Origin of the sequence: Neisseria sp. P0004.S004 (assembly GCF_051963335.1) — a bacterium.
GTDB lineage: Bacteria > Pseudomonadota > Gammaproteobacteria > Burkholderiales > Neisseriaceae > Neisseria.
The window spans coordinates 42,842-63,704 of record NZ_JBQCUK010000006.1 but is presented as its reverse complement, the minus strand read 5'-3'; the positions used below and the strand labels follow the sequence as shown (position 1 = coordinate 63,704).

The following is a 20,863-nucleotide window of genomic DNA, read 5'->3' as shown; positions in this document are numbered from 1 at the left end:
AATCCATGTTGAAAAAATTCGTACTCGGCACCATCGCTGCAGTAGTTTTGGCTGCTTGCGGCGGCGAAGGCAGCAACTCAGCTTCTTCTGCACCGGCCCAATCCGGCGCGGCCTCCGGCTCACTGATTGAGCGTATCAACAACAAAGGTACCATCACAGTCGGTACGGAAGGTACTTACGCACCCTTCACCTACCACGACAAAGACGGCAAATTGACCGGCTACGATGTCGAAGTTACCCGCGCCGTTGCCGACAAACTGGGCGTAAAAGTCGAATTTAAAGAAACACAATGGGACTCCATGATGGCGGGTTTGAAAGCCGGCCGTTTCGACGTGGTTGCCAACCAAGTCGGCCTGACCAGCCCTGAACGTCAAGCAACTTTTGACAAATCCGAGCCTTACAGCTGGAGCGGTGCTGTATTAGTTGCGCGCAAAGACAGCAACATCAAATCCATCGACGACATCAAAGGCGTGAAAACCGCACAATCCCTGACCAGCAACTATGGCGAAAAAGCCAAAGCTGCAGGCGCAGAACTCGTACCGGTAGACGGCTTGGCTCAATCCCTGACCTTGATTGAACAAAAACGTGCCGATGCAACCCTGAACGACGAATTGGCGGTATTGGACTATCTGAAGAAAAATCCGAACGCCGGTGTAAAAATCGTTTGGTCTGCCCCGGCTGATGAAAAAGTCGGCTCCGGCTTGATTGTCAATAAAGGCAACGATGAAGCATTGGCTAAATTCAGCACAGCCATGAACGAACTGAAAGCCGACGGCACGCTGAAAAAACTGGGCGAACAATTCTTCGGAAAAGACATCAGTGTTAAATAATTTCCTTGCCTCTCTGCCGTTTATGACGGAAACACGCGCTGATATGCTCATCAGCGCGTTTTGGCCCATGGTCAAAGCCGGCTTCGCAGTGTCTTTGCCTTTGGCGATCGCTTCTTTCGTTATCGGCATGATTATTGCCGTAGCCGTTGCTTTGGTGCGAATCATGCCCTCCGGCGGTATTTTCCAAAAATGCTTGCTGAAGCTGGTGGAATTTTATATTTCGGTCATTCGCGGTACGCCGCTTTTGGTGCAGTTGGTCATCGTATTCTACGGTTTACCTTCCGTCGGCATCTATATCGACCCGATTCCTGCCGCCATCATCGGCTTTTCGCTCAATGTCGGCGCATACGCTTCCGAAACCATACGCGCGGCAATCTTGTCCGTACCTAAAGGCCAATGGGAAGCCGGTTTCTCCATCGGTATGACCTATATGCAGACGTTCCGCCGCATTATCGCGCCACAGGCATTCCGCGTTGCCGTACCGCCTTTGAGCAACGAGTTTATCGGCTTGTTCAAAAATACCTCGCTTGCCGCCGTAGTGACGGTAACAGAGCTTTTCCGTGTTGCCCAAGAGACAGCAAACCGTACTTATGACTTTTTGCCCGTTTATATCGAAGCCGCTTTGGTTTATTGGTGTTTCTGCAAAGTGCTGTTTTTGATTCAGGCGCGCTTGGAAAAACGCTTTGACCGATATGTCGCCAAATAAGGAGTTGTCATGATTAAAATCCGCAATATCCATAAGACCTTTGGCGAAAATACCATTTTGCGCGGCATCGATTTGGATGTCGGCAAAGGACAAGTGGTCGTTATCCTAGGCCCTTCCGGCTCGGGCAAAACCACTTTTTTACGCTGTTTAAACGCTTTGGAAATGCCTGAACAAGGTCAAATCGAGTTTGACAACGCGCAGCCGTTAAGCATCGATTTTTCCAAAAAACCAAGCAAACACGATATTTTGGCACTGCGCCGCAAATCCGGCATGGTGTTCCAACAATACAACCTCTTTCCGCATAAAACTGCGTTGGAAAACGTCATGGAAGGACCGGTTGCCGTACAAGGCAAGCCTGTCGCCCAAGCGCGTGAAGAGGCTGTCAAATTGCTTAAAAAAGTCGGTTTGGGCGACAAGATCGACCTCTATCCCTACCAACTTTCCGGCGGTCAACAGCAGCGCGTCGGTATTGCCCGAGCATTGGCGATTCAGCCTGAACTGATGCTGTTTGACGAACCGACTTCCGCGCTCGATCCTGAATTGGTGCAAGATGTTTTGGATACCATGAAGGAATTGGCACAAGAAGGCTGGACCATGGTTGTCGTTACGCATGAAATCAAATTTGCCTTGGAAGTGGCAACCACCGTCGTCGTGATGGACGGCGGCGTTATTGTCGAACAAGGCAGCCCGCAAGATTTGTTCAATCATCCCAAACATGAGCGGACACAAAAATTCCTGCGCCAGATCCGTGCGGACAATGCCGACCTTTAAATTTAATTGAAACGACAGAAAATTTGAAAGCATTTCCGACTGTCATTTCATAAAGGCCGTCTGAATAAGTGAAATAGAAATCGCTGATTTCATTTTCATACTTGTTCAGACGGCCTTTTATATGTCTTTTCAGGTAAAATAACGCCTTTCGTTTTACTTATCCCCTACCCGCCATCATGATAGAAATCAAAAAACTCACCCTGCAACGCGGTTTGAAAGTCCTGCTCGACAAAGCCGATGCCGTAATCAACCCCGGCCAACGCGTTGGTTTAATCGGTAAAAACGGTACGGGAAAATCCAGCCTGTTTGCGCTGATAAAAGGTGAAATCACTCAAGATGGCGGCGAAATTCTGATTCCCAAAACATGGCGCCTGGCTTCCGTCTCTCAAGAAACGCCCGATTTAGATATCTCCGCTTTAGACTACGTTTTGCAAGGCGATGCCGAATTGCAGGCTTTTCAGACGGCCTTAGCCCAAGCAGAAGCGCAAAACGACGGCATGAAACAAGCCGAATATCACGCCAAACTTGAAGAAATCGATGCCTATACCGCTCCGGCACGCGCTGCCAAACTGCTTAACGGCTTGGGTTTTGCACAAGAAGAACATATCCGCCCCGTCAAATCCTTCTCCGGCGGCTGGCGTATGCGTCTCAACCTTGCCCAAGCACTGATTTGCCGTGCCGATTTGCTGCTTTTGGACGAACCGACCAACCACTTGGATTTAGAAACCGTATTGTGGCTGGAAAACCATCTCGCCTCCCTGCCCTGTACGCAAATCATCATTTCCCATGACCGCGACTTCTTAAATGCCACTACAACACAAACCATCGAACTGTCGCAACAAAAACTGACCCAATACGGCGGCAATTACGATTTCTACCAAGCGGAGCGTGCCCAACGTCTGGCGCAACAACAAGCCGCCTACGTCAAACAGCAGGCGCAAATCAAACATCTGCAATCCTTTATCGACCGTTTCAAAGCCAAAGCCACAAAGGCCGTACAAGCCCAAAGCCGCATGAAGGCATTAGCCAAGCTCGAGCGCATCGCTCCTGCGCATTTGGATAGCGAATTTTCCTTTGAGTTTGCCAATCCGACCCACCTACCCAATCCATTATTGAAACTCGACCATGCCGACTTAGGTTATGGCGACAATACCGTTTTGCACGATATCACCTTGTCTTTGGAAAGCGGCGCACGTTACGGCCTGTTGGGCGTTAACGGTAGCGGTAAATCCACATTTATCAAAGCATTGGCAGGAAAAATCGATTTACTTTCCGGCAGCATCGTACGCTCTGAAAAGCTTAATATCGGCTATTTTGCCCAACACCAACTGGACACATTGCGCGCAGACCAAAGTCCGGTTTGGCATATCCAGCAGCTTTCGCCCGAAGTCCGAGAACAGGAAATCCGCAACTTTTTAGGCGGTTTCAACTTTGTCGGCGATATGGCGGTTCAAAAGACCGAGCCGTTCTCCGGAGGGGAAAAAGCGCGGCTCGCCCTTGCCATGATTATCTGGCAAAAACCTAATCTGCTGCTGCTTGACGAACCGACCAACCACCTAGACTTGGATATGCGCCACGCCCTAACACTTGCCCTGCAAAGTTTCCAAGGCGCATTGATTGTCGTTTCGCATGACCGCAGCCTGCTTGAAGCGACTACCGACAGCTTCCTCCTTATCGACAAAGGCCGTCTGAACAACTTCGACGGCGATTTAAACGACTACCGTCAATGGCGGTTGGCACAAGAAAACGCCGCAGCGGCCCCCGCCGCATCTGCACAAAGCCAAAGTCGCAAAGACACCAAGCGCATAGAAGCACAAATCCGTCAGGAAAAAGCCAAACGCAGCAAACCGATTCAGCAGAAGATCGACAAAGCCGAAAAAGAAATCGCACGATTGACTGATATTCAGACGGCCTGTGAAGCATTTTTGGCACAAGAATCTGCTTATTCAGAAGAAAATAAACCCAAATTGCAAGAGACACTCGCACAATTAACAGAAACTAAAGTAAAATTAACGCAACTGGAAGAAAACTGGCTGCAATGGCAGGAAGAGCTTGAGCAAATCCAAGTTGATGTCGAAGCCGAGTTTTCCCAATAAAAATAGAGCCATCAGGCCGTCTGAAATAAAACACAATACGGAAAAACATGACTTCAACCATCAAACAAGCCGGATACTTCCTCGTATCCTCTTTCGTCTTGGGCATTTCTCTTCACGCAGCCGCCGCAGTTTATTCCTGCGGCAACGGCAGCTATACTTCCGAACCCAAATCCTCCTGCGCACAGGCCGAATTGCCTAAAATCAGCGGCCATCAAGGCAGCGGTTACCACCTCAACATCCGCAGCCTCAATGCCTCTGATGAACGCGCAAGTGCAAAGCCTAAGAAAAAGGCACGCGCGGAAAAATCCGATAAACAAGAGAAAAAAGCCGACAAACCGAGCAAAAACAAAAACGGTGCAAAAGCTAAGAAACAGCAGCCCATGCCGTCTGAACAAGAATAAAATGCTCAACTGCAACGAATCAGCCCTACCTAAATCATGAAAAAATATCTACTTACCCTATCCCTGCTGCCGCTTGCCGTTTTCAATAGCCAAGCCCACGCCGCAAAAATCTACACCTGTGAAGTCAACGGCTCGATTGTCTATACCTCGCGTCCAAGCGGCAACTGCCAAGCCGTTAACGATTTGCCGATTGTCGGTAAATACAGCAGCAGCCGATACGATGCCCCGGTCAGCGATGCGCCTACACTCAACGCGCCGACATCACAAACGGCTCCGGCAAAAAGCAAAAACACAGTGGCAAAATCCAACCATAAGGCAACGCCCAAACCTGCCCCTGTCCGCACCGCTTCTGAAACAGCTCCTCCTCCGGTTCCCAAGTCCTCCGGCGTCAACAGCCGCCGCTCTATTTTAGAAACCGAGTTATCCAATGAACGCGCGGCTTTGGCCGATGCCAAAAAGCAACTGAGCCAAGCGCGGACAGCCAAAGGTGGCAGCGTCAATCAACAGGCCATCAGTACGCTGCAAGGTGCGGTTCTGGATAGAGAGAAAAACATTCAAGCCCTACAACGCGAACTGGGCAGAATGTAAGTCCAAATCAATCAAAACATCAGGCCGTCTGAATAGGTGGAAACGAAATCCAAAATTTTCGTCACGCCAAACAGACGGCCTGAATCCCATAATGATTACGCCCGTTTCAATTTCTTGTGCCTAGTAAATACGGTATAATTTGCTCTTTACGCACATTACCTCCGGTCTTTTCAGACGGCCTTTATCTCATGACTGCAAAATCTTCTAAAACCCAAACAAAAAAACGCGTCTCTACCAAACCGGCAGCCAAACCGACCACACGCAAATCCACCAAAGCACAAACTCAAGCCGACAATAAGGTCTCCCAACGCCTGAAAGCCGCCAAAGAGCTGCAAAGAAATGAAGAAAAAAAAGCGCGTCCCGAGCATGTCGTCAACTTAATTAATGATGCTTTATGGCTGTTTGGCTTGGTTATCACCATTTATCTGGCCATTTCCCTGGCCAGCTTCAGCATGGACGACCCTGCATGGTCGCGCAGCGTTCCCAAAAGCAACGATGTTGCCAACCTCGGCGGCCTCTTTGGCTCCTATCTTTCCGATGTCGGATATTATTTGTTCGGCCTATCGTTTTGGTGGTGGATAGCCGCCTCTTGCGTTTTCCTCTACAAAAACTTCCGCCCCATGAAAAAGCAGGAAAACCATAAGCCCTACAATCACGGCGTAGCCGCTTTGGCATTGTTCCTCCTGCTGGTGTGCAGCCCGATTATCGAACATTTCCTGTTTGACAACGCATTGAGCGAATCCCTTCCCGTCGGTGCCGGCGGCTTGGTCGGCTTACTTGCGGGTTCAGGCTTGGCTTGGCTTTTGGGCAAATCAGGCAGCCTGTTGATTATGCTGGTGATGTTGCTGTTGTCCATTTCCTTGCTGGCTCAGGTGTCATGGCTTGAAGTCATGGCCAAATCCGGCAGCCATGTGGGCGGCCTGTTTGGCAGCTTGATGAAAAAATTGTCGCAATATCAAAATAAAAAAGAAGACGTCAGCTCCGAAGCTTTGGAAACCCAAAATACGCGCCGCATGGTTAAAGAAGCCAAAACCATTACCGCTACTCCGGTTGCTCCGTTGGCAGGCAGCAGCAGCAACCGTAAAACCGTTGCTGTGTCCGTTGCACCGCCTCCTAAAATCCAAACTTCCCTGTTTGACGATACCGAGCCTAAAAACAACGGCGAATACCACAAACCCAATATGAACCTGTTGCGTATGCCGTCTGAAGAACCGGTTACCGTCAATCCGGATGAATTGCAACAAACCGCAGAATTGATTGAAACCAAACTGGCTGAATTCGGCATCGGCGTACAGGTTGTTTCCGCCACTTCCGGCCCTGTGATTACCCGCTACGAAATCGAACCGGCACAAGGTGTCAAAGGCAGCCAAATTGTCGCACTGTCAAAAGATTTGGCACGCTCGATGTCCCTGCAAGCGGTACGCATTGTTGAGACCATTGCCGGTAAAAACACTATGGGGATTGAATTGCCCAATGAGAAACGCCAAGACGTCATGTTGAGCGAAATCCTCTCTTCTCCCGTGTTTACCGATGCCAAGTCCAAACTGACCGTTGCCTTGGGTAAAGATATTGCAGGTACGCCCGTTGTCGGCGACTTGGCAAAAATGCCGCATCTTTTGGTCGCAGGCATGACCGGATCAGGTAAATCTGTCGGCGTGAACGGCATGATTATGTCCATGCTCTTCAAAGCCACGCCCGACGAAGTCCGATTCATCATGATTGACCCGAAAATGCTGGAATTGAGCATTTACGACGGCATTCCGCACCTGCTCTGCCCGGTTGTAACCGATATGCGCAAGGCAGGACAAGCGTTAAACTGGTGCGTTGCCGAAATGGAAAAACGCTATCGTCTGCTCTCACACGCCGGCGTGCGCAATCTGGACGGTTTCAACCAAAAAGTCGAACAAGCCAAAGCGGCAGGCAAGCCATTACTCAATCCGTTCAGCTTAAATCCTGACGATCCCGAGCCTCTGGAAAAACTACCGTTGATTGTGGTCGTCATCGACGAGTTGGCAGACTTGATGATGACCGAACGCAAATCCGTCGAGCAGCAAATCGCACGTCTTGCCCAAAAAGCGCGTGCGGCAGGCATCCACATGATTGTCGCCACCCAACGCCCAAGCGTTGATGTAGTTACCGGTTTGATTAAAGCCAACATCCCGACACGAATGGCCTTTACCGTACAAAGCAAAATCGACAGCCGCACCATTCTTGACCAAATGGGTGCAGATGAATTGCTCAAATACGGCGACTCATTGTTCCTGCAACCGGGCAGCGCAGAACCGACACGCCTGCAAGGTGCGTTTGTTTCCGATGATGAAGTGCATCAAGTCGTCAATTTCATTAAAGAACAAGCGCCGACCAATTATGTGGAAGGCTTGCTCAGCGGTGAAGCGGCCATCGAAACCACCAATATTGTCAATCCGAACGCCAACAGCGATGAACTGTTTGACCAAGCCGTTGCCTTCGTATTGGAAAGTCGGAAGACTTCCATCTCCTCCCTGCAACGCCAATTGCGCATCGGCTACAACCGCGCCGCCAATTTAATAGATGCGCTTGAAAATGCCGGCGTGCTTTCTCCGGCAGATGTCAACGGCAGCCGACGGATTCTGGCACAAAAAGACCAGCTTTAAAAAACAAAGTCAAAGCAAAAAGGCCGTCTGAAAAGAATTTCCCACTTTTCAGACGGCCTTTTTATGTTATTCGTGAAACATTGTGTTATACTAAGCAGCTAAATTTTGACCTTATGCATATTCCCGGAATCCTTCGGGGGATTAAGCAGAAGGATAACCGTTTAACACAACAAATTTAAGGGCTTACGATGAGCGTAACTGTTGAAACTTTAGAAAATCTGGAACGCAAAGTAGTATTGTCTCTGCCTTGGTCCAAAATCAACGCAGAAACTGAGAAAAAACTGAAACAAACCCAACGCCGCGCAAAAATTGACGGCTTCCGTCCGGGTAAAGCACCGTTCAAAATGATTGCCCAAATGTACGGCGCAAGCGCACAAAACGACGTTATCAACGAATTGGTACAACGCGAATTCTACGATGTTGCCGTTGCTCAAGAATTGAAAGTTGCCGGTTACCCACGCTTTGAAGCCGTTGAAGAACAAGACGATCAAGAGTCTTTCAAAGTTGCCGCTATTTTTGAAGTCTTCCCCGAAGTAACCATCGGCGACCTGTCTGCCCAAGAAGTAGAAAAAGTAACTGCAACCGTTGGCGATGCCGAAGTTGACCAAACCGTAGAAATCCTGCGCAAACAACGCACCCGTTTCAACCATGTTGACCGCGAAGCCCAAAACGGCGACCGCGTCATCATCGACTTCGAAGGCAAAATCGACGGCGAACCTTTCGCCGGCGGCGCGTCTAAAAACTACGCTTTCGTATTGGGCGCAGGTCAAATGCTGCCTGAATTCGAAGCCGGTGTTGTCGGCATGAAAGCCGGCGAAAGCAAAGACGTTACCGTAAACTTCCCTGAAGACTACCACGGTAAAGATGTTGCCGGTAAATCTGCCGTATTCACCATCACGTTGAACAACGTTTCTGAAGCTACTTTGCCTGAAGTTGACGCTGACTTTGCTAAAGCTCTGGGTATTGAAGACGGCGACGTTGCCAAAATGCGTGAAGAAGTGAAGAAAAACGTTGGCCGCGAAGTTGAGCGCCGCATCGGTGAACAAACCAAAGAATCTGTAATGAACGCCCTGCTCAAAGCAGCCGATTTGCAAGTTCCTGTTGCTTTGGTCAACGAAGAAGCTGCTCGCTTAGCAAACGAAATGAAACAAAACTTCGTTAACCAAGGTATGGCTGACGCTGCCAACTTGGATCTGCCTTTGGATATGTTCAAAGAACAAGCAGAACGCCGCGTTTCTTTGGGTCTGATTTTGGCTAAACTGGTTGAAGAAAACAAACTTGAGCCAACTGAAGACCAAATCAAAGCCGTTGTTGCTAACTTCGCTGAAAGCTACGAAGATCCTCAAGAAGTTATCGACTGGTACTACGCAGAGCCTTCCCGCCTGCAAGGCCCGACTTCTTTGGCAGTAGAAAGCAACGTTGTTGATTTCGTTCTGAGCAAAGCTAAAGTAACTGAAAAAGCGCTGTCTTTTGACGAAGTAATGGGCGCACAAGCTTAATTGCTCCAAGGCCGTCTGAAACAGACAATCAAAAGCACCGAAGCGCTTTAAATGCTTTGGTGCTTTTCCATCATTAACAGGAGACAAAAATGTCCTTCGATTTCAATAATTACCTTGTCCCTACCGTTATCGAACAAAGCGGTCGCGGCGAGCGCGCATTCGACATCTACTCACGCCTTTTGAAAGAGCGCATCGTTTTCTTGATCGGCCCGGTGACAGACGAATCTGCCAATCTGGTTGTTGCGCAATTACTGTTCTTGGAAAGCGAAAACCCAGATAAAGATATCTTCTTCTATATCAACTCTCCAGGCGGTTCAGTTACTGCCGGTATGTCGATTTACGATACCATGAACTTCATCAAGCCTCATGTTTCTACTTTATGCTTGGGCCAAGCGGCAAGTATGGGCGCATTCCTGTTGTCCGCAGGCGAAAAAGGCAAACGCTTTGCCCTGCCAAACAGCCGCATCATGATTCACCAACCGCTCATCAGCGGCGGCTTGGCCGGTCAGGCTTCCGATATTGAAATTCACGCTAAAGAGCTGCTGAAAATCAAAGAGAAACTGAACCGCTTGCTCGCTAAACATTGTGATCGCGATTTGGCCGACTTGGAACGCGATACCGACCGCGACAATTATATGTCTGCCGATGAAGCTAAAGAATATGGTTTGATTGACCAAGTTTTGGAAAACCGCGCCTCTCTGCAAGCCTAATCTTTATAGTTTTTAAATCAAAAGGCCGTCTGAAAAGTATATATTCAGACGGCCTTTCTTCAATCTTACTTCGTGTTTTCTTTGTTATTCACTTGAACCGGATACAGTAAAATCAAAGGATTGGCTTTCACTTGACTCCAGAAGCTTTTCAGCAAATTACGCATACTGCCCAAACGCGTGCCGCGAGAACGGAGTGCAACGGCCAAAGCTAAAGAAAAGCTGACCACCAGATTCACCATGCCGATTGCCAATACACTTGCCAAGCCAAGCATAAAAGTGAATATATCTGCATGACCGCTAATCGCAGCATAACCCAAATTTGCCGAAGAAAACGCCACATGTCGAATATCCAGCGGCAAGCCGAAAAGATGGCCAAAATAGCCTGTCATGCCTAAAAGCATACCGAAAATAAAATTACCCATAAGCGAACCATAATGCTTATGAATATAAGCGGCCAACCGGCGGCGCGGCTCCGGAGGCATGATTTTTCGTAAAAACGGATTAAACGGCAGGCGCTGACGCAGGTTCAGATAATCGGAACGGTTGTCAAAAAAGCCGGCAATAATACCCGAACAAAACAACCATACGCCGGCAATAGCGGCATACCATAAGGTCGGCTGGGTAAAAATCTCAATGGATTTGAACTGATAGGCCGTAACTGCCTCATTCAGCAAAGGCTGACCATGCGTATGGGCATAGCCAAAAGCAATCCCTGCCGCCAACAATACCGCAATCGATACATTGCCAAACACGGCGACACTTTGCGAACGGCACACGTCAATCAGCAGTTTAGCCAATTTATTGTCCACCGCTTTGCTGCCTTCATTCGAGTCCACCTGTTCGGCAAAGCTCGCTGCCGTCATAGCAGGCTGTTTGGTTGCAACAGTGCAATGCAGCATATGAATCAACATAAAGCCCAAACCATAATTGAGCCCGGCTAAGAATGCAGTAGTAAATTCGCCGAACCCCAAAGACGCAATATGGATTTTATTCAATGCCATCAAAGCAATAATTACGCCGCCGCCTGCTGCGGAATAAAACATTTTGAAATATTCGCTACGGTTGCGCGTAATGTAATGCTCACCATGATGACTTTTGTTTTCCGTAATACTGCGTGCCAGCATTCGGATACTGCTTTTACGCAAGTGGCCGGTGCTGTATTGCTCCACCGCCGCATAAATCATCGCATTCATTAGATTGACGGTTAATCGGGTGCGGCTGGTTTCGATTTGAATATTGGTCAACAATTTCAGGCGGTCTATGGTTTGTTGCAGGCGTTCGAGCAAGTGTGCAACTTTTACTGACGAACCAGACCCGGCTCCCGTACCACGACGGCGCAAATAGTCAATTTGCTTTTCACACTGGTCAAACATAACCTCCAGGTGCGCCGTGTCATAAGTTTCTTCACTATGGCGATAGTGTTCCACCATCTTCGCAACTTCGCGCTGTAAAGCGACAAATGCAGAATCCGCTTCCAACAAACGGGGGGCAATCCGTATTAAATCCGGCTCAATCGCTTCGGAAGCAATCCAGATGGACAACATTTCTACCGCACGCAAACGTGCATCTGTCAATTGTCGGCTGGCCGTCTGAAGCAAAGCGGGATCCGCCTTGGCCAACAACAATTCATACATACCCAGCCATTGTCGCAAACTCAGTGTTTGCAACCATTTATCATCGTTTTCAGAATGAAAAAGATATAAAAACACTTCGCGCAAGTTGGAAAAATCTTTATAAGACGGACTGAACCGCTCATAAATCCGTATGCCCATTTCCCGGGTAAAACTATGGCGAGAGAAAATACCCAGCTTAATCAGCGCAGGATAAATGTGAACTTTAGACAGCCAAGTATAAAAGCGCAGGCTGAATTGACGGCATAAAGCATCGTCTTGTTTTAACGTAGATAAAATCAAATCAAAACGTTCGGAAGCCTGTTTTTTGCCTCCTCGGCGCAGAAATTTGATTAAGGCGTTGAGGATAAGAACAAAGTCGGTATCGTTTAAGCGCTCCGACAAAATAATGTGAAGATTTTGATTAGTCAGTTTTTGCATTGTAGTATTATTACATTAAATCAGATATTTAGCAAGAACCTTGGTAAACAAGTTAAATTATATCGCATTCTTTATCAAACTAAGGCATAAGATTTTGATCAATTTCCCTAAAATTCAAAGAATAATCAGATTACATAACAATTATATAATATGAATCAATAATCAAGAAAGGCCGTCTGAATTTTTCAGACGGCCTTTTACAACAACATACTACATTGTTTTAACTTTATGCAAACAAGAGTTTACCACCCTCTTCTTTAACATGGATTGTGCTATCGGGCGCATATTTGCCTTCAAGCAAGGCTTTTGCCAGCGGGTTTTCGATTTCCGACTGGATGGCGCGTTTGAGCGGACGGGCACCATACACAGGGTCGAAACCGGCTTTGGCAATCAGATCCAAGGCAGCATCATCGACTTTCAGATGCAGATGTTGCGCTTCCAAACGTTTTTCCAAACCTTTAAGCTGGATTTTCGTAATGCTGCGGATATTGGCCTGATCCAAACCGTGGAATACGACGACTTCGTCAATACGGTTGATCATTTCAGGACGGAAATGTTCTTTCACATCCTCCATCACGACTTCTTTTACTGCTTCGTAGTCCTGAGTACCCATTTGTTGGATATGTTGGCTACCGATATTGGAAGTCATGACGATAATAGTATTTTTAAAGTCCACTGTACGACCTTGTCCGTCGGTCAAACGGCCGTCATCCAAAACTTGCAGCAAGATGTTGAACACGTCTGGATGAGCTTTTTCCACTTCGTCCAACAGAATCACGCTGTACGGTTTGCGGCGGACTTGTTCGGTCAGGTAGCCGCCTTCTTCGTAGCCGACATAGCCCGGAGGCGCGCCGATCAGGCGGGCAACGGCGTGTTTTTCCATGTATTCGGACATGTCGATACGAATCAGATGATCTTCGCTGTCAAACAAGAAGCCTGCCAAGGCTTTGCACAACTCGGTTTTACCCACGCCGGTCGGACCTAAGAACAAGAAGCTGCCGTAGGGTTTGTTCGGATCGGCAAGGCCGGAGCGGCTGCGGCGGATGGCATCGGACACGGCGCGCACGGCTTCGTCCTGTCCGACCACGCGGCGGTGCAATACTTCTTCCATTTTCAGCAGCTTGTCACGTTCGCCTTCCATCATTTTGGACACAGGGATGCCGGTCATGCGCGATACGATTTCGGCTACTTCGTCTGCGCCGACTTCGGTACGGAAGAGTTTGTTTTGTTTTTTGCCCTCAGGATTGCTTTCTGCTGCTTGCAACTGTGCACCCAATTTCGGCAACTCACCGTATTCGAGTTCGGACGCGCGGGCGAAATCGCCTTGACGTTTGGCCTGCTCGATTTTGACTTTGATGTCGTCCATCTGTTTCTTGATGTCGGCGGTGCTGGAAGACGCGGCTTTTTCGGCTTTCCAGATTTCGTCCAAATCAGCGTATTCTTTTTGCAAGCCGTCGATTTCTTCGTCTATCAGTTCCAAACGTTTTTTGCTGGCCTCGTCGCTTTCTTTAGCAACGTGCATTTTTTCCATTTTGAGCTGGATGATGCGGCGGTCGAGTTTATCCATCTGCTCGGGTTTGCTGTCCAACTCCATTTTGATACGGCTGGCAGCTTCGTCAATCAAATCAATCGCCTTATCAGGCAGGAAGCGGTCGGTGATGTAGCGGTCGCTCAACTCCGCTGCGGCAACGATAGCAGGGTCAGTAATATCGATGCCGTGGTGGATTTCGTAACGCTCTTGCAAACCACGCAAGATGGCGATGGTGTCTTCCACGCTGGGCTCGCCGACCAATACTTTTTGGAAGCGGCGTTCGAGTGCTGCGTCTTTTTCGATGTATTGGCGGTATTCGTCCAAAGTAGTCGCGCCGATGCAGTGCAATTCGCCGCGCGCTAAAGCCGGTTTCAGCATATTGCCCGCGTCCATCGCGCCGTCGGTTTTGCCCGCACCGACCAAAGTATGGATTTCGTCGATGAAAATCAGGGTGTTGCCGTCGTCTTTCGCCAAATCGTTCAACACGCCTTTCAAGCGTTCTTCAAATTCGCCACGGTATTTTGCGCCGGCAATCAATGCTGCCAAATCCAAAACCAGTAGGCGTTTGTTGCGCAGGGATTCGGGCACTTCGCCGTTAACAATACGCTGCGCCAAGCCTTCAACGATGGCGGTTTTACCCACACCCGGCTCACCAATCAGCACAGGGTTGTTTTTGGTACGGCGTTGCAATACCTGAATCGCACGGCGGATTTCATCATCACGACCGATAACAGGATCGAGCTTGCCGTCTCGGGCGCGTTGAGTCAGGTCGAGTGTGTATTTTTTCAAAGCATCGCGTTGGTCTTCAGCATTCGCATCGTTCACGTTTTGTCCTCCTCGTACCGCATCGATCGCGGCATTGATATTTTGTTCGGTCGCACCGGCTTCTTTCAAAATTTTGCCGGTTGCATCATTCTGCTGAACCAAAGCCAGCAGGAAAAGTTCGCTGGCGATATAGGCATCGCCACGTTTGGTTGCCGCTTTGTCCATCAAGTTCAATACAGCTTGCAGCTCACGGCTAGGCATAATATCGCCACCTTGACCGGATACTTTTGGCAAGCTGCTCAAATGTTGCTGCAAACGTTGTTTCACTTGAGGCACATTCACACCTGCATGAGCCAGCAACGCAGCAGCACCACTGTTTTGATCGTCAAGCAACGCTTTTAAGATAAAGCCGGCCTCGAGATAGCTGCTGTCCGCAGCCAAAGCCAGGCTTTGACCTTCTTGCAGAGCTTGCTGAAATTTAGCAGTCAATTTATCAAATCTCATTTTACGTTCCTCTACAAATATATTTCTGTTGAAGCCTATATAGGCGCAAATGTGGATAACTCAAGAGTTATTTTTTCATTAAATAGTAAATTTTATTTATGTTATTGTTTTATATTGATTTATTTTTATGATTTTATGTGTATAACTTTTCTTTTCCATTTACCCCATACGTAAAAGGCCGTCTGAAAAATCAAGAATAATCAGGTATAATCGGCACCATATTTATTTTCAGACGGCCTTTATGCCGAAGGATACTTTCATGAGCAAAAAACGAGTTTTAACAGGCGTTACCACAACAGGTATTCCACACTTGGGCAACTATGTCGGTGCCATCCGCCCGGCTATTCGCGCGGCGCAAGATTCCAATACCGAATCATTCCTCTTTTTGGCCGACTATCACGGCATCATCAAATGTCATGAGCCGGAAATGATTCATCAATCTACTCAAGCTGTTGCCGCCACATGGCTCGCCTGCGGGCTCAATCCGGAACAGACCACTTTCTACCGTCAAAGCGATATTCCCGAAGTCATGGAGTTGAACTGGATTCTGACCTGTATTACTGCAAAGGGTCTGATGAACCGCGCACACGCTTACAAAGCCGCAGTACAGGCAAATACCGAAAACGGTCAGGAAGATCCGGATCATGGCGTGGAAATGGGCCTATACAGCTACCCCATCCTCATGACTGCTGACATCCTTATGTTCAATGCCCATGAAGTACCTGTCGGTCGCGACCAAATCCAACACGTCGAAATGGCGCGCGATATTGCCGGACGCTTCAACCATCGCTTCCAAGAGCTCTTTACCCTGCCTGAAGTAAAAATCGATGAAAATGTCGAACTTTTGGTCGGCTTGGACGGGCGCAAAATGTCCAAGTCTTACGGCAATACCATTCCGCTTTGGGAAAACGACAAGAAAACCCAAAAATCGGTTAACAAAATCATCACCAACATGAAAGAGCCCGGTGAACCAAAACAGCCTGATGAAAGTCCTCTGTTTGAAATCTACAAAGCCTTCTCCACGCCGTCTGAAACTGCCGAGTTCACACAAATGCTGGCCGAAGGCCTTGCTTGGGGCGAAGCCAAGAAACTCTTGGGCGCAAAAATCAATGCCGAGCTCGCAGAACCGCGCGAGCGTTACAATGAGTTGACAGCCAAACCCTCTCAAATTGAAGATATTTTGCAGGCCGGTGCACAAAAAGCGCGTAAAGAAGCACGCGAATTATTGGATAACGTCCGCGATGCAGTAGGTATTCGTCCGTTGAAATAATAGCAAGGCCGTCTGAAAATCTCAGACGGCCATAATATCGTTTATTATTTGAAATATCACTATTTTTCAGGGTTTCTCATATGAAAAAGACCTTCCCCCTTATCCTGCTCAGCCTTTTATTGGCTGCCTGCGGCGACAAATCTGAAGATACTGCCGCCAATGATGCTGCTTCAGGCAAAGCGCCTAAACCTACCTTCAAAGTCAAATATATCGATGAACAAGCCATAGCCGGTTTGGATTTAGGTACAGCTCAAGAAGGCGAAACCAAAGAAGGTAAAAAACAACACACCTATCCGATTAACGGCATAGAGGGCGGCGTCATCAATCTGATTGGCAAGCACCCTAACGACTTAGAAGTCATCAGCGGCCAATGCATGGAAAAAAATGAAAAAGGCGTTTCAGCCGGCTGGTCAGCCAACGGCGTCTGCCACACTGCCTTTGCAAAAATGGTGGACAATATTGCCCAAGACGGCGGCAAACTGACCGACTATCTGATTTCACACGCTGCTTTACAGCCTTATACCGAAGGCAAAAGCGGTTATGCCGCCGTCCAAAACGGCCGCTATATTTTGGAAATTGACAGCGAAGGCATGTTCTATTTCCGCCGCCGTCATTACTAAAACCCTGCCCACCCTATTTTCCCCTGACACAAGGACTGAATCATGGCTCAAGTTACTTTCCAAGGCTCTCCTATTTCCACAAACGGCAATTTGCCTGCCATCGGCCAAGTTGCACCTGATTTCACATTGGTAGCAGCAGACCTATCTGAGAAATCATTGGCTGACTTTGCAGGCAAACGCAAAGTGCTGAATATTTTCCCTAGCATTGACACCGGCGTATGTGCCCAGTCCGTCCGCACTTTCAACAAACGTGCCTCGTCTTTGGACAATACCGTCGTCTTGTGCATTTCTGCTGATTTACCGTTTGCACAAGCCCGCTTCTGTGGCTCAGAAGGTTTGGAAAACGTAGTAACACTTTCTACATTCCGCAGCAGCTTTTCTAACGATTACGGTGTTACACTGACAGAAAGCCCATTACGCGGCCTAACTGCCCGTGCAGTGGTGGTTTTGAATGAGCAAAACCAAGTTCTCCACGCTGAGTTGGTTTCTGAAATTGCGAATGAACCTGACTACGAAGCTGCTTTAGCTGTTTTGTAATTAACCAAATAAAATCAGGCCGTCTGAAAATTTTCAGACGGCCTTTAGCTTATCCTCAAAATAAAAACGGCAGCTTAAAAGCTACCGTTTTCTGTTTCAAACCTTATACAGATTTATCCGTTTTTTCTGCTTCTACTGATTCAGCAGTCTGAACCTCATGTTGCTCAACAGGTTCAGCAGCTTCAGCAACAGGCGCTTCAGGCTCTTCTACTTTGTCATCACGGACATTGTGGCTGTAATCTTTAGGCGGGCTAGGCTGTTTACCGGCCATAATTTCCAAAACTTGGTCTCGATCGATGGTTTCCCAATCCATCAGCGCTTTGCACATGGTTTCCATCTTATCGCGATTTTCATCCAAGATTTTGTAAGCCACTTGGTATTGCTCATCCAAAATACGGCGGATTTCCGCATCGATATCTTGTTGGGTTTTCTCGGAAATATTTTGAGAACGGGTCACGCTGCGACCCAAGAACACTTCACCTTCATTCTCAGCATAAACCATCACCCCCATTTTGTCGCTCATACCATAACGCGTTACCATCTCGCGTGCCATTTGAGTTGCACGCTCAAAGTCGTTAGAGGCACCGGTAGAGATACGGCCAACAAAAATATCTTCAGCAATACGGCCACCGAACAAAATTGAGATCTGGCTCAACATTTGGTCTTTGTACATGCTGATGCGGTCACGCTCAGGCAGCTGCCAAGTCAAACCCAATGCACGGCCACGAGGCATAATCGTTACTTTGTGAACCGGATCGGTAAACGGCAAGCTTTCCGCTACGATTGCATGGCCAGCCTCATGATAGGCTGTCGCACGTTTTTCATCTTCGTGCATTACCATGCTACGACGTTCCGGACCCATGTAGATTTTGTCTTTCGCATCTTCAAAGTCACTTTGATCGACCTTAACTTTATTACGACGGCCAGCAAACAAAGCTGCTTCATTGACCAAGTTTGCCAAATCCGCACCTGAAAAACCAGGTGTACCGCGTGCTAAAGAAGTCAAATCTACGGATGCATCCAAAGGTACTTTTTTAGCGTGTACTTTCAAGATTTGCTCACGGCCACGGATATCAGGCAATGGAACAACGACTTGACGGTCAAAACGGCCCGGACGCTGCAACGCAGGGTCAAGTACATCAGGACGGTTGGTTGCTGCGATCACAATAACGGTTTGGTTGCTTTCAAAACCATCCATTTCAACCAACAATTGGTTCAATGTTTGCTCACGCTCATCATTACCACCACCCAAACCGGCACCGCGTTGACGGCCGACAGCATCAATTTCATCGATAAAGATGATACATGGCGCGTTTTTCTTGGCCTGCTCGAACATATCGCGGACACGGCTCGCACCGACACCGACAAACATTTCTACAAAATCAGAACCTGAAATACTGAAGAATGGCACCCCTGCCTCACCGGCAATCGCTTTGGCCAGCAAAGTTTTACCCGTACCGGGGCTGCCTGCCAACAAAATACCGCGCGGCACACGACCACCTAAGCTTTGATAACGATTGGGGGCTTTTAAATAATCTACGATTTCTTGTACTTCTTCTTTTGCCTCATCACAACCGGCAACATCGGCAAAAGTCACTTTATTGGAATCTTTATCCAACAAACGCGCACGGCTTTTACCAAAAGAGAAGGCACCGCCTTTACCGCCACCACCGCTTTGCATGCGCATGAAGTAGAACCATGCACCAATCAACAACAAAACAGGCAGCAGGCTGTAAAACAGACTGGCCAGCATGCTTGGTTTTTCTTCCGGAGTTACTTTGACGCGTACTTTGTTGTCCAACAGTGTTTTAACCAAGTTGTCATCCAAAGGCGCATTGGTATAGAAGGCAGTTTTATCGGTGCGCTCACCTTTAATCAGATAGCCGCTGACAACAGATCCTTCAATATTGACATTGGATACTTCGCCACTATTAACTTGCTGAATAAATTGAGAATATTCGATTTGCTGTTTATCTTCCTGCTTATCGCTGAGTGCATTGAATGCTGCTAAAAGCATAGCACCACCCACTACCCAGACTAATATGTTTTTAATGGTATTCCCCACTGAACAGGCTCCATGGTTACAAAATAAATAAAATCAAGGGAAAGAATTTTAAAGCACCCACCCTACATTGTCAGCGTTTATTTTTGCCTAATAGGTAAATCTCACTGGAACGATTGCGGGAAGCATCCGGCTTTCGAGTTTGCACACTGGCAAAAATTTCGCGCATTGCCGCCGTATATTCCTGATAGCCCGCGCCTTGAAACACCTTCACTAAAAAACTGCCTCCGGGTTTCAAATGCTGAGAGGCAAAATCCAAAGCCAGTTCACACAGGTAAAAACTGCGTGCCTGGTCTGTTACGGCATTGCCTGACATATTGGGTGCCATATCACAGATTACAAGGTCTAACGGGCGATTATCCAATAAGGCTTCAAACTGCTCCAAAACAGCATCTTCTCGAAAATCACCCTGAATAAACGACACACCATCAATCGCATCCATCGGTAAAATATCCAAAGCAAACACCGCCCCTGTTTTACCGACCAGCTTGGCCGCCACCTGCGACCAACTACCCGGCGCACTACCCAAATCCGCCAAGACCGTACCCGGCTTGATCAATTTATCTTTCTGATTGATTTCTAATAATTTATAAGCCGCTCGGGCACGATATCCATCCTTCTGTGCCATATGGACATAATGATCGTTGACATGCTCATGCAGCCATGCTTTTGAAGATTTTGAGCGTACAGCCATCTTGGTTTGAAATGCTTAAGTTAAAAACCAGTATTGTACGTTATTTCCCCCGTAAATGTTCTAAATCGCGTACAATATAGCCATTATTCTTTTTAATTGGATACTTATCAAAATGAGCGACAACAAACTAAGCACCAAAGAAATTTTGGCCTTGAAAGCCCAAGCACACCACCTCCATCCTGTTGTTATGGTTGGCCAACAAGGTTTGACTGACTCTGTCATTAAAGAAACCGACGCCGCATTGACAGCACACGAATTGATTAAAGTCCGCGTTTTTGGCGATGACCGTGCAGAACGTATTGAAATTTGCAATGCCCTGTGTGAGACACTGGGTGCCCAACTGGTTCAACACATTGGTAAATTACTTGTTTTATGGCGTAAAAAACCGGACGAAGAGTAATTCAAACTGAACAAACAGCAGAAGTATTTTCTCAACCCACTTTATTCCACCTTCTGTTGTATTTATGCAGCATAAAGCAATTTATTCCATCATTCTAAGTATAAAAATACAAATACGGTTGCCTGTTTTTGTAAATAACCCCAAAATTACAAAATCATAACGGCCGCACCCTGTCGGCCGATTATTTTATCCTTG

The 20,863-nt window shown here is 47.8% G+C and carries 16 protein-coding genes and 2 pseudogenes; 14 read left to right on the top strand and 4 right to left on the bottom strand.

What is annotated here, in order from left to right:
- The first annotated feature begins 5 nt into the window (after positions 1 to 5).
- From ACTHRY_RS06560 to clpP, 10 genes and pseudogenes are all read left to right on the top strand, one after another.
- Complete coding sequence (locus ACTHRY_RS06560; protein WP_049323223.1) at positions 6 to 830, top strand: amino acid ABC transporter substrate-binding protein; 825 nt, start codon at positions 6 to 8, stop codon at positions 828 to 830.
- On the top strand, positions 820 to 1,536 hold the full coding sequence (locus tag ACTHRY_RS06555; RefSeq protein ID WP_049323221.1) for an amino acid ABC transporter permease: 717 nt from the start codon (positions 820 to 822) through the stop codon (positions 1,534 to 1,536). The genes ACTHRY_RS06560 and ACTHRY_RS06555 overlap by 11 nt, the downstream gene beginning before the upstream one ends.
- A 9-nt stretch (positions 1,537 to 1,545) precedes the next feature.
- Positions 1,546 to 2,307 carry an amino acid ABC transporter ATP-binding protein gene (locus ACTHRY_RS06550; protein WP_036490792.1) on the top strand — a complete coding sequence of 254 codons (762 nt, stop codon included), beginning with the start codon at positions 1,546 to 1,548 and terminating at the stop codon, positions 2,305 to 2,307.
- Between the two features lie 176 nt (positions 2,308 to 2,483).
- Positions 2,484 to 4,403, top strand: coding sequence for an ATP-binding cassette domain-containing protein (locus tag ACTHRY_RS06545; RefSeq protein ID WP_049359069.1), 1,920 nt, complete (start codon positions 2,484 to 2,486; stop codon positions 4,401 to 4,403).
- 47 nt (positions 4,404 to 4,450) lie between these two features.
- Positions 4,451 to 4,804, top strand: a complete 354-nt coding sequence (locus tag ACTHRY_RS06540) for a hypothetical protein (RefSeq protein WP_049323219.1) — start codon at positions 4,451 to 4,453, stop codon at positions 4,802 to 4,804.
- Between the two features lie 36 nt (positions 4,805 to 4,840).
- Positions 4,841 to 5,392 carry a hypothetical protein gene (locus ACTHRY_RS06535; protein ID WP_049323218.1) on the top strand — a complete coding sequence of 184 codons (552 nt, stop codon included), beginning with the start codon at positions 4,841 to 4,843 and terminating at the stop codon, positions 5,390 to 5,392.
- Positions 5,393 to 5,580: 188 nt separating this feature from the next.
- Positions 5,581 to 6,283 (top strand): annotated as a pseudogene (locus tag ACTHRY_RS06530) (DNA translocase FtsK 4TM domain-containing protein); the annotation flags it as partial.
- Positions 6,284 to 6,384: 101 nt separating this feature from the next.
- A pseudogene (locus tag ACTHRY_RS06525) lies at positions 6,385 to 8,025 on the top strand (DNA translocase FtsK); the annotation flags it as partial.
- Between the two features lie 188 nt (positions 8,026 to 8,213).
- On the top strand, positions 8,214 to 9,524 hold the full coding sequence (gene tig / locus ACTHRY_RS06520; protein ID WP_049323216.1) for a trigger factor: 1,311 nt from the start codon (positions 8,214 to 8,216) through the stop codon (positions 9,522 to 9,524).
- 89 nt (positions 9,525 to 9,613) lie between these two features.
- Positions 9,614 to 10,234: an ATP-dependent Clp endopeptidase proteolytic subunit ClpP gene (gene clpP, locus ACTHRY_RS06515; RefSeq protein WP_003683589.1), complete on the top strand. Its 621-nt coding sequence runs from the start codon at positions 9,614 to 9,616 to the stop codon at positions 10,232 to 10,234.
- 65 nt (positions 10,235 to 10,299) lie between these two features.
- Here clpP and ACTHRY_RS06510 read toward each other — a convergent pair whose 3' ends face one another.
- Positions 10,300 to 12,285 carry a site-specific recombinase gene (locus ACTHRY_RS06510; RefSeq protein WP_049323214.1) on the bottom strand — a complete coding sequence of 662 codons (1,986 nt, stop codon included), beginning with the start codon at positions 12,283 to 12,285 and terminating at the stop codon, positions 10,300 to 10,302.
- Positions 12,286 to 12,511: 226 nt separating this feature from the next.
- Positions 12,512 to 15,085 carry an ATP-dependent chaperone ClpB gene (gene clpB / locus ACTHRY_RS06505; protein ID WP_049323213.1) on the bottom strand — a complete coding sequence of 858 codons (2,574 nt, stop codon included), beginning with the start codon at positions 15,083 to 15,085 and terminating at the stop codon, positions 12,512 to 12,514.
- A 259-nt stretch (positions 15,086 to 15,344) separates the two neighbouring features.
- Here clpB and trpS point away from each other — a divergent pair, with 259 nt between their 5' ends.
- The 3 genes from trpS to tpx all read left to right on the top strand — a co-directional run bounded on the left by trpS (position 15,345) and on the right by tpx (position 17,512).
- The gene (gene trpS, locus ACTHRY_RS06500; protein ID WP_049323211.1) at positions 15,345 to 16,355 is read left to right on the top strand and encodes a tryptophan--tRNA ligase; all 1,011 of its coding nucleotides are present in this window, start codon (positions 15,345 to 15,347) and stop codon (positions 16,353 to 16,355) included.
- 80 nt (positions 16,356 to 16,435) lie between these two features.
- Entirely contained in the window at positions 16,436 to 16,975 is a 540-nt protein-coding gene (locus ACTHRY_RS06495; protein ID WP_440374117.1) for a hypothetical protein, read from the top strand.
- A gap of 42 nt (positions 16,976 to 17,017) precedes the next feature.
- Positions 17,018 to 17,512 carry a thiol peroxidase gene (gene tpx, locus ACTHRY_RS06490; protein ID WP_049323208.1) on the top strand — a complete coding sequence of 165 codons (495 nt, stop codon included), beginning with the start codon at positions 17,018 to 17,020 and terminating at the stop codon, positions 17,510 to 17,512.
- A gap of 103 nt (positions 17,513 to 17,615) precedes the next feature.
- Here the strand turns inward: tpx and ftsH are convergent, their stop codons facing one another.
- Together ftsH and rlmE are read right to left on the bottom strand one after the other, a co-directional pair.
- Positions 17,616 to 19,577 (bottom strand): ATP-dependent zinc metalloprotease FtsH, encoded by a 1,962-nt coding sequence (gene ftsH / locus ACTHRY_RS06485; RefSeq protein WP_049323207.1) that lies wholly within the window; start codon positions 19,575 to 19,577, stop codon positions 17,616 to 17,618.
- A 70-nt stretch (positions 19,578 to 19,647) separates the two neighbouring features.
- Positions 19,648 to 20,268, bottom strand: coding sequence for a 23S rRNA (uridine(2552)-2'-O)-methyltransferase RlmE (rlmE, locus tag ACTHRY_RS06480; protein WP_049323206.1), 621 nt, complete (start codon positions 20,266 to 20,268; stop codon positions 19,648 to 19,650).
- Between the two features lie 112 nt (positions 20,269 to 20,380).
- On the opposite strand from rlmE, the gene yhbY reads away from it, so the two are divergent.
- Positions 20,381 to 20,668, top strand: a complete 288-nt coding sequence (gene yhbY, locus ACTHRY_RS06475; RefSeq protein ID WP_049323205.1) for a ribosome assembly RNA-binding protein YhbY — start codon at positions 20,381 to 20,383, stop codon at positions 20,666 to 20,668.
- Positions 20,669 to 20,863 lie beyond the last annotated feature (195 nt).

Bases quoted from the DNA above. Each gene is read 5' to 3' on its own strand.
- trpS (WP_049323211.1), top strand. From the start codon at position 15,345: ATGAGCAAAAAACGAGTTTTAACAGGCGTTACCACAACAGGTATTCCA.
- ACTHRY_RS06545 (WP_049359069.1), top strand. From the start codon at position 2,484: ATGATAGAAATCAAAAAACTCACCCTGCAACGCGGTTTGAAAGTCCTG.
- ACTHRY_RS06510 (WP_049323214.1), bottom strand. From the start codon at position 12,285: ATGCAAAAACTGACTAATCAAAATCTTCACATTATTTTGTCGGAGCGC.
- clpP (WP_003683589.1), top strand. From the start codon at position 9,614: ATGTCCTTCGATTTCAATAATTACCTTGTCCCTACCGTTATCGAACAA.
- clpB (WP_049323213.1), bottom strand. From the start codon at position 15,085: ATGAGATTTGATAAATTGACTGCTAAATTTCAGCAAGCTCTGCAAGAA.
- yhbY (WP_049323205.1), top strand. From the start codon at position 20,381: ATGAGCGACAACAAACTAAGCACCAAAGAAATTTTGGCCTTGAAAGCC.
- ACTHRY_RS06540 (WP_049323219.1), top strand. From the start codon at position 4,451: ATGACTTCAACCATCAAACAAGCCGGATACTTCCTCGTATCCTCTTTC.
- rlmE (WP_049323206.1), bottom strand. From the start codon at position 20,268: ATGGCTGTACGCTCAAAATCTTCAAAAGCATGGCTGCATGAGCATGTC.
- tig (WP_049323216.1), top strand. From the start codon at position 8,214: ATGAGCGTAACTGTTGAAACTTTAGAAAATCTGGAACGCAAAGTAGTA.
- ACTHRY_RS06560 (WP_049323223.1), top strand. From the start codon at position 6: ATGTTGAAAAAATTCGTACTCGGCACCATCGCTGCAGTAGTTTTGGCT.
- ACTHRY_RS06550 (WP_036490792.1), top strand. From the start codon at position 1,546: ATGATTAAAATCCGCAATATCCATAAGACCTTTGGCGAAAATACCATT.
- ACTHRY_RS06535 (WP_049323218.1), top strand. From the start codon at position 4,841: ATGAAAAAATATCTACTTACCCTATCCCTGCTGCCGCTTGCCGTTTTC.
- ACTHRY_RS06495 (WP_440374117.1), top strand. From the start codon at position 16,436: ATGAAAAAGACCTTCCCCCTTATCCTGCTCAGCCTTTTATTGGCTGCC.
- tpx (WP_049323208.1), top strand. From the start codon at position 17,018: ATGGCTCAAGTTACTTTCCAAGGCTCTCCTATTTCCACAAACGGCAAT.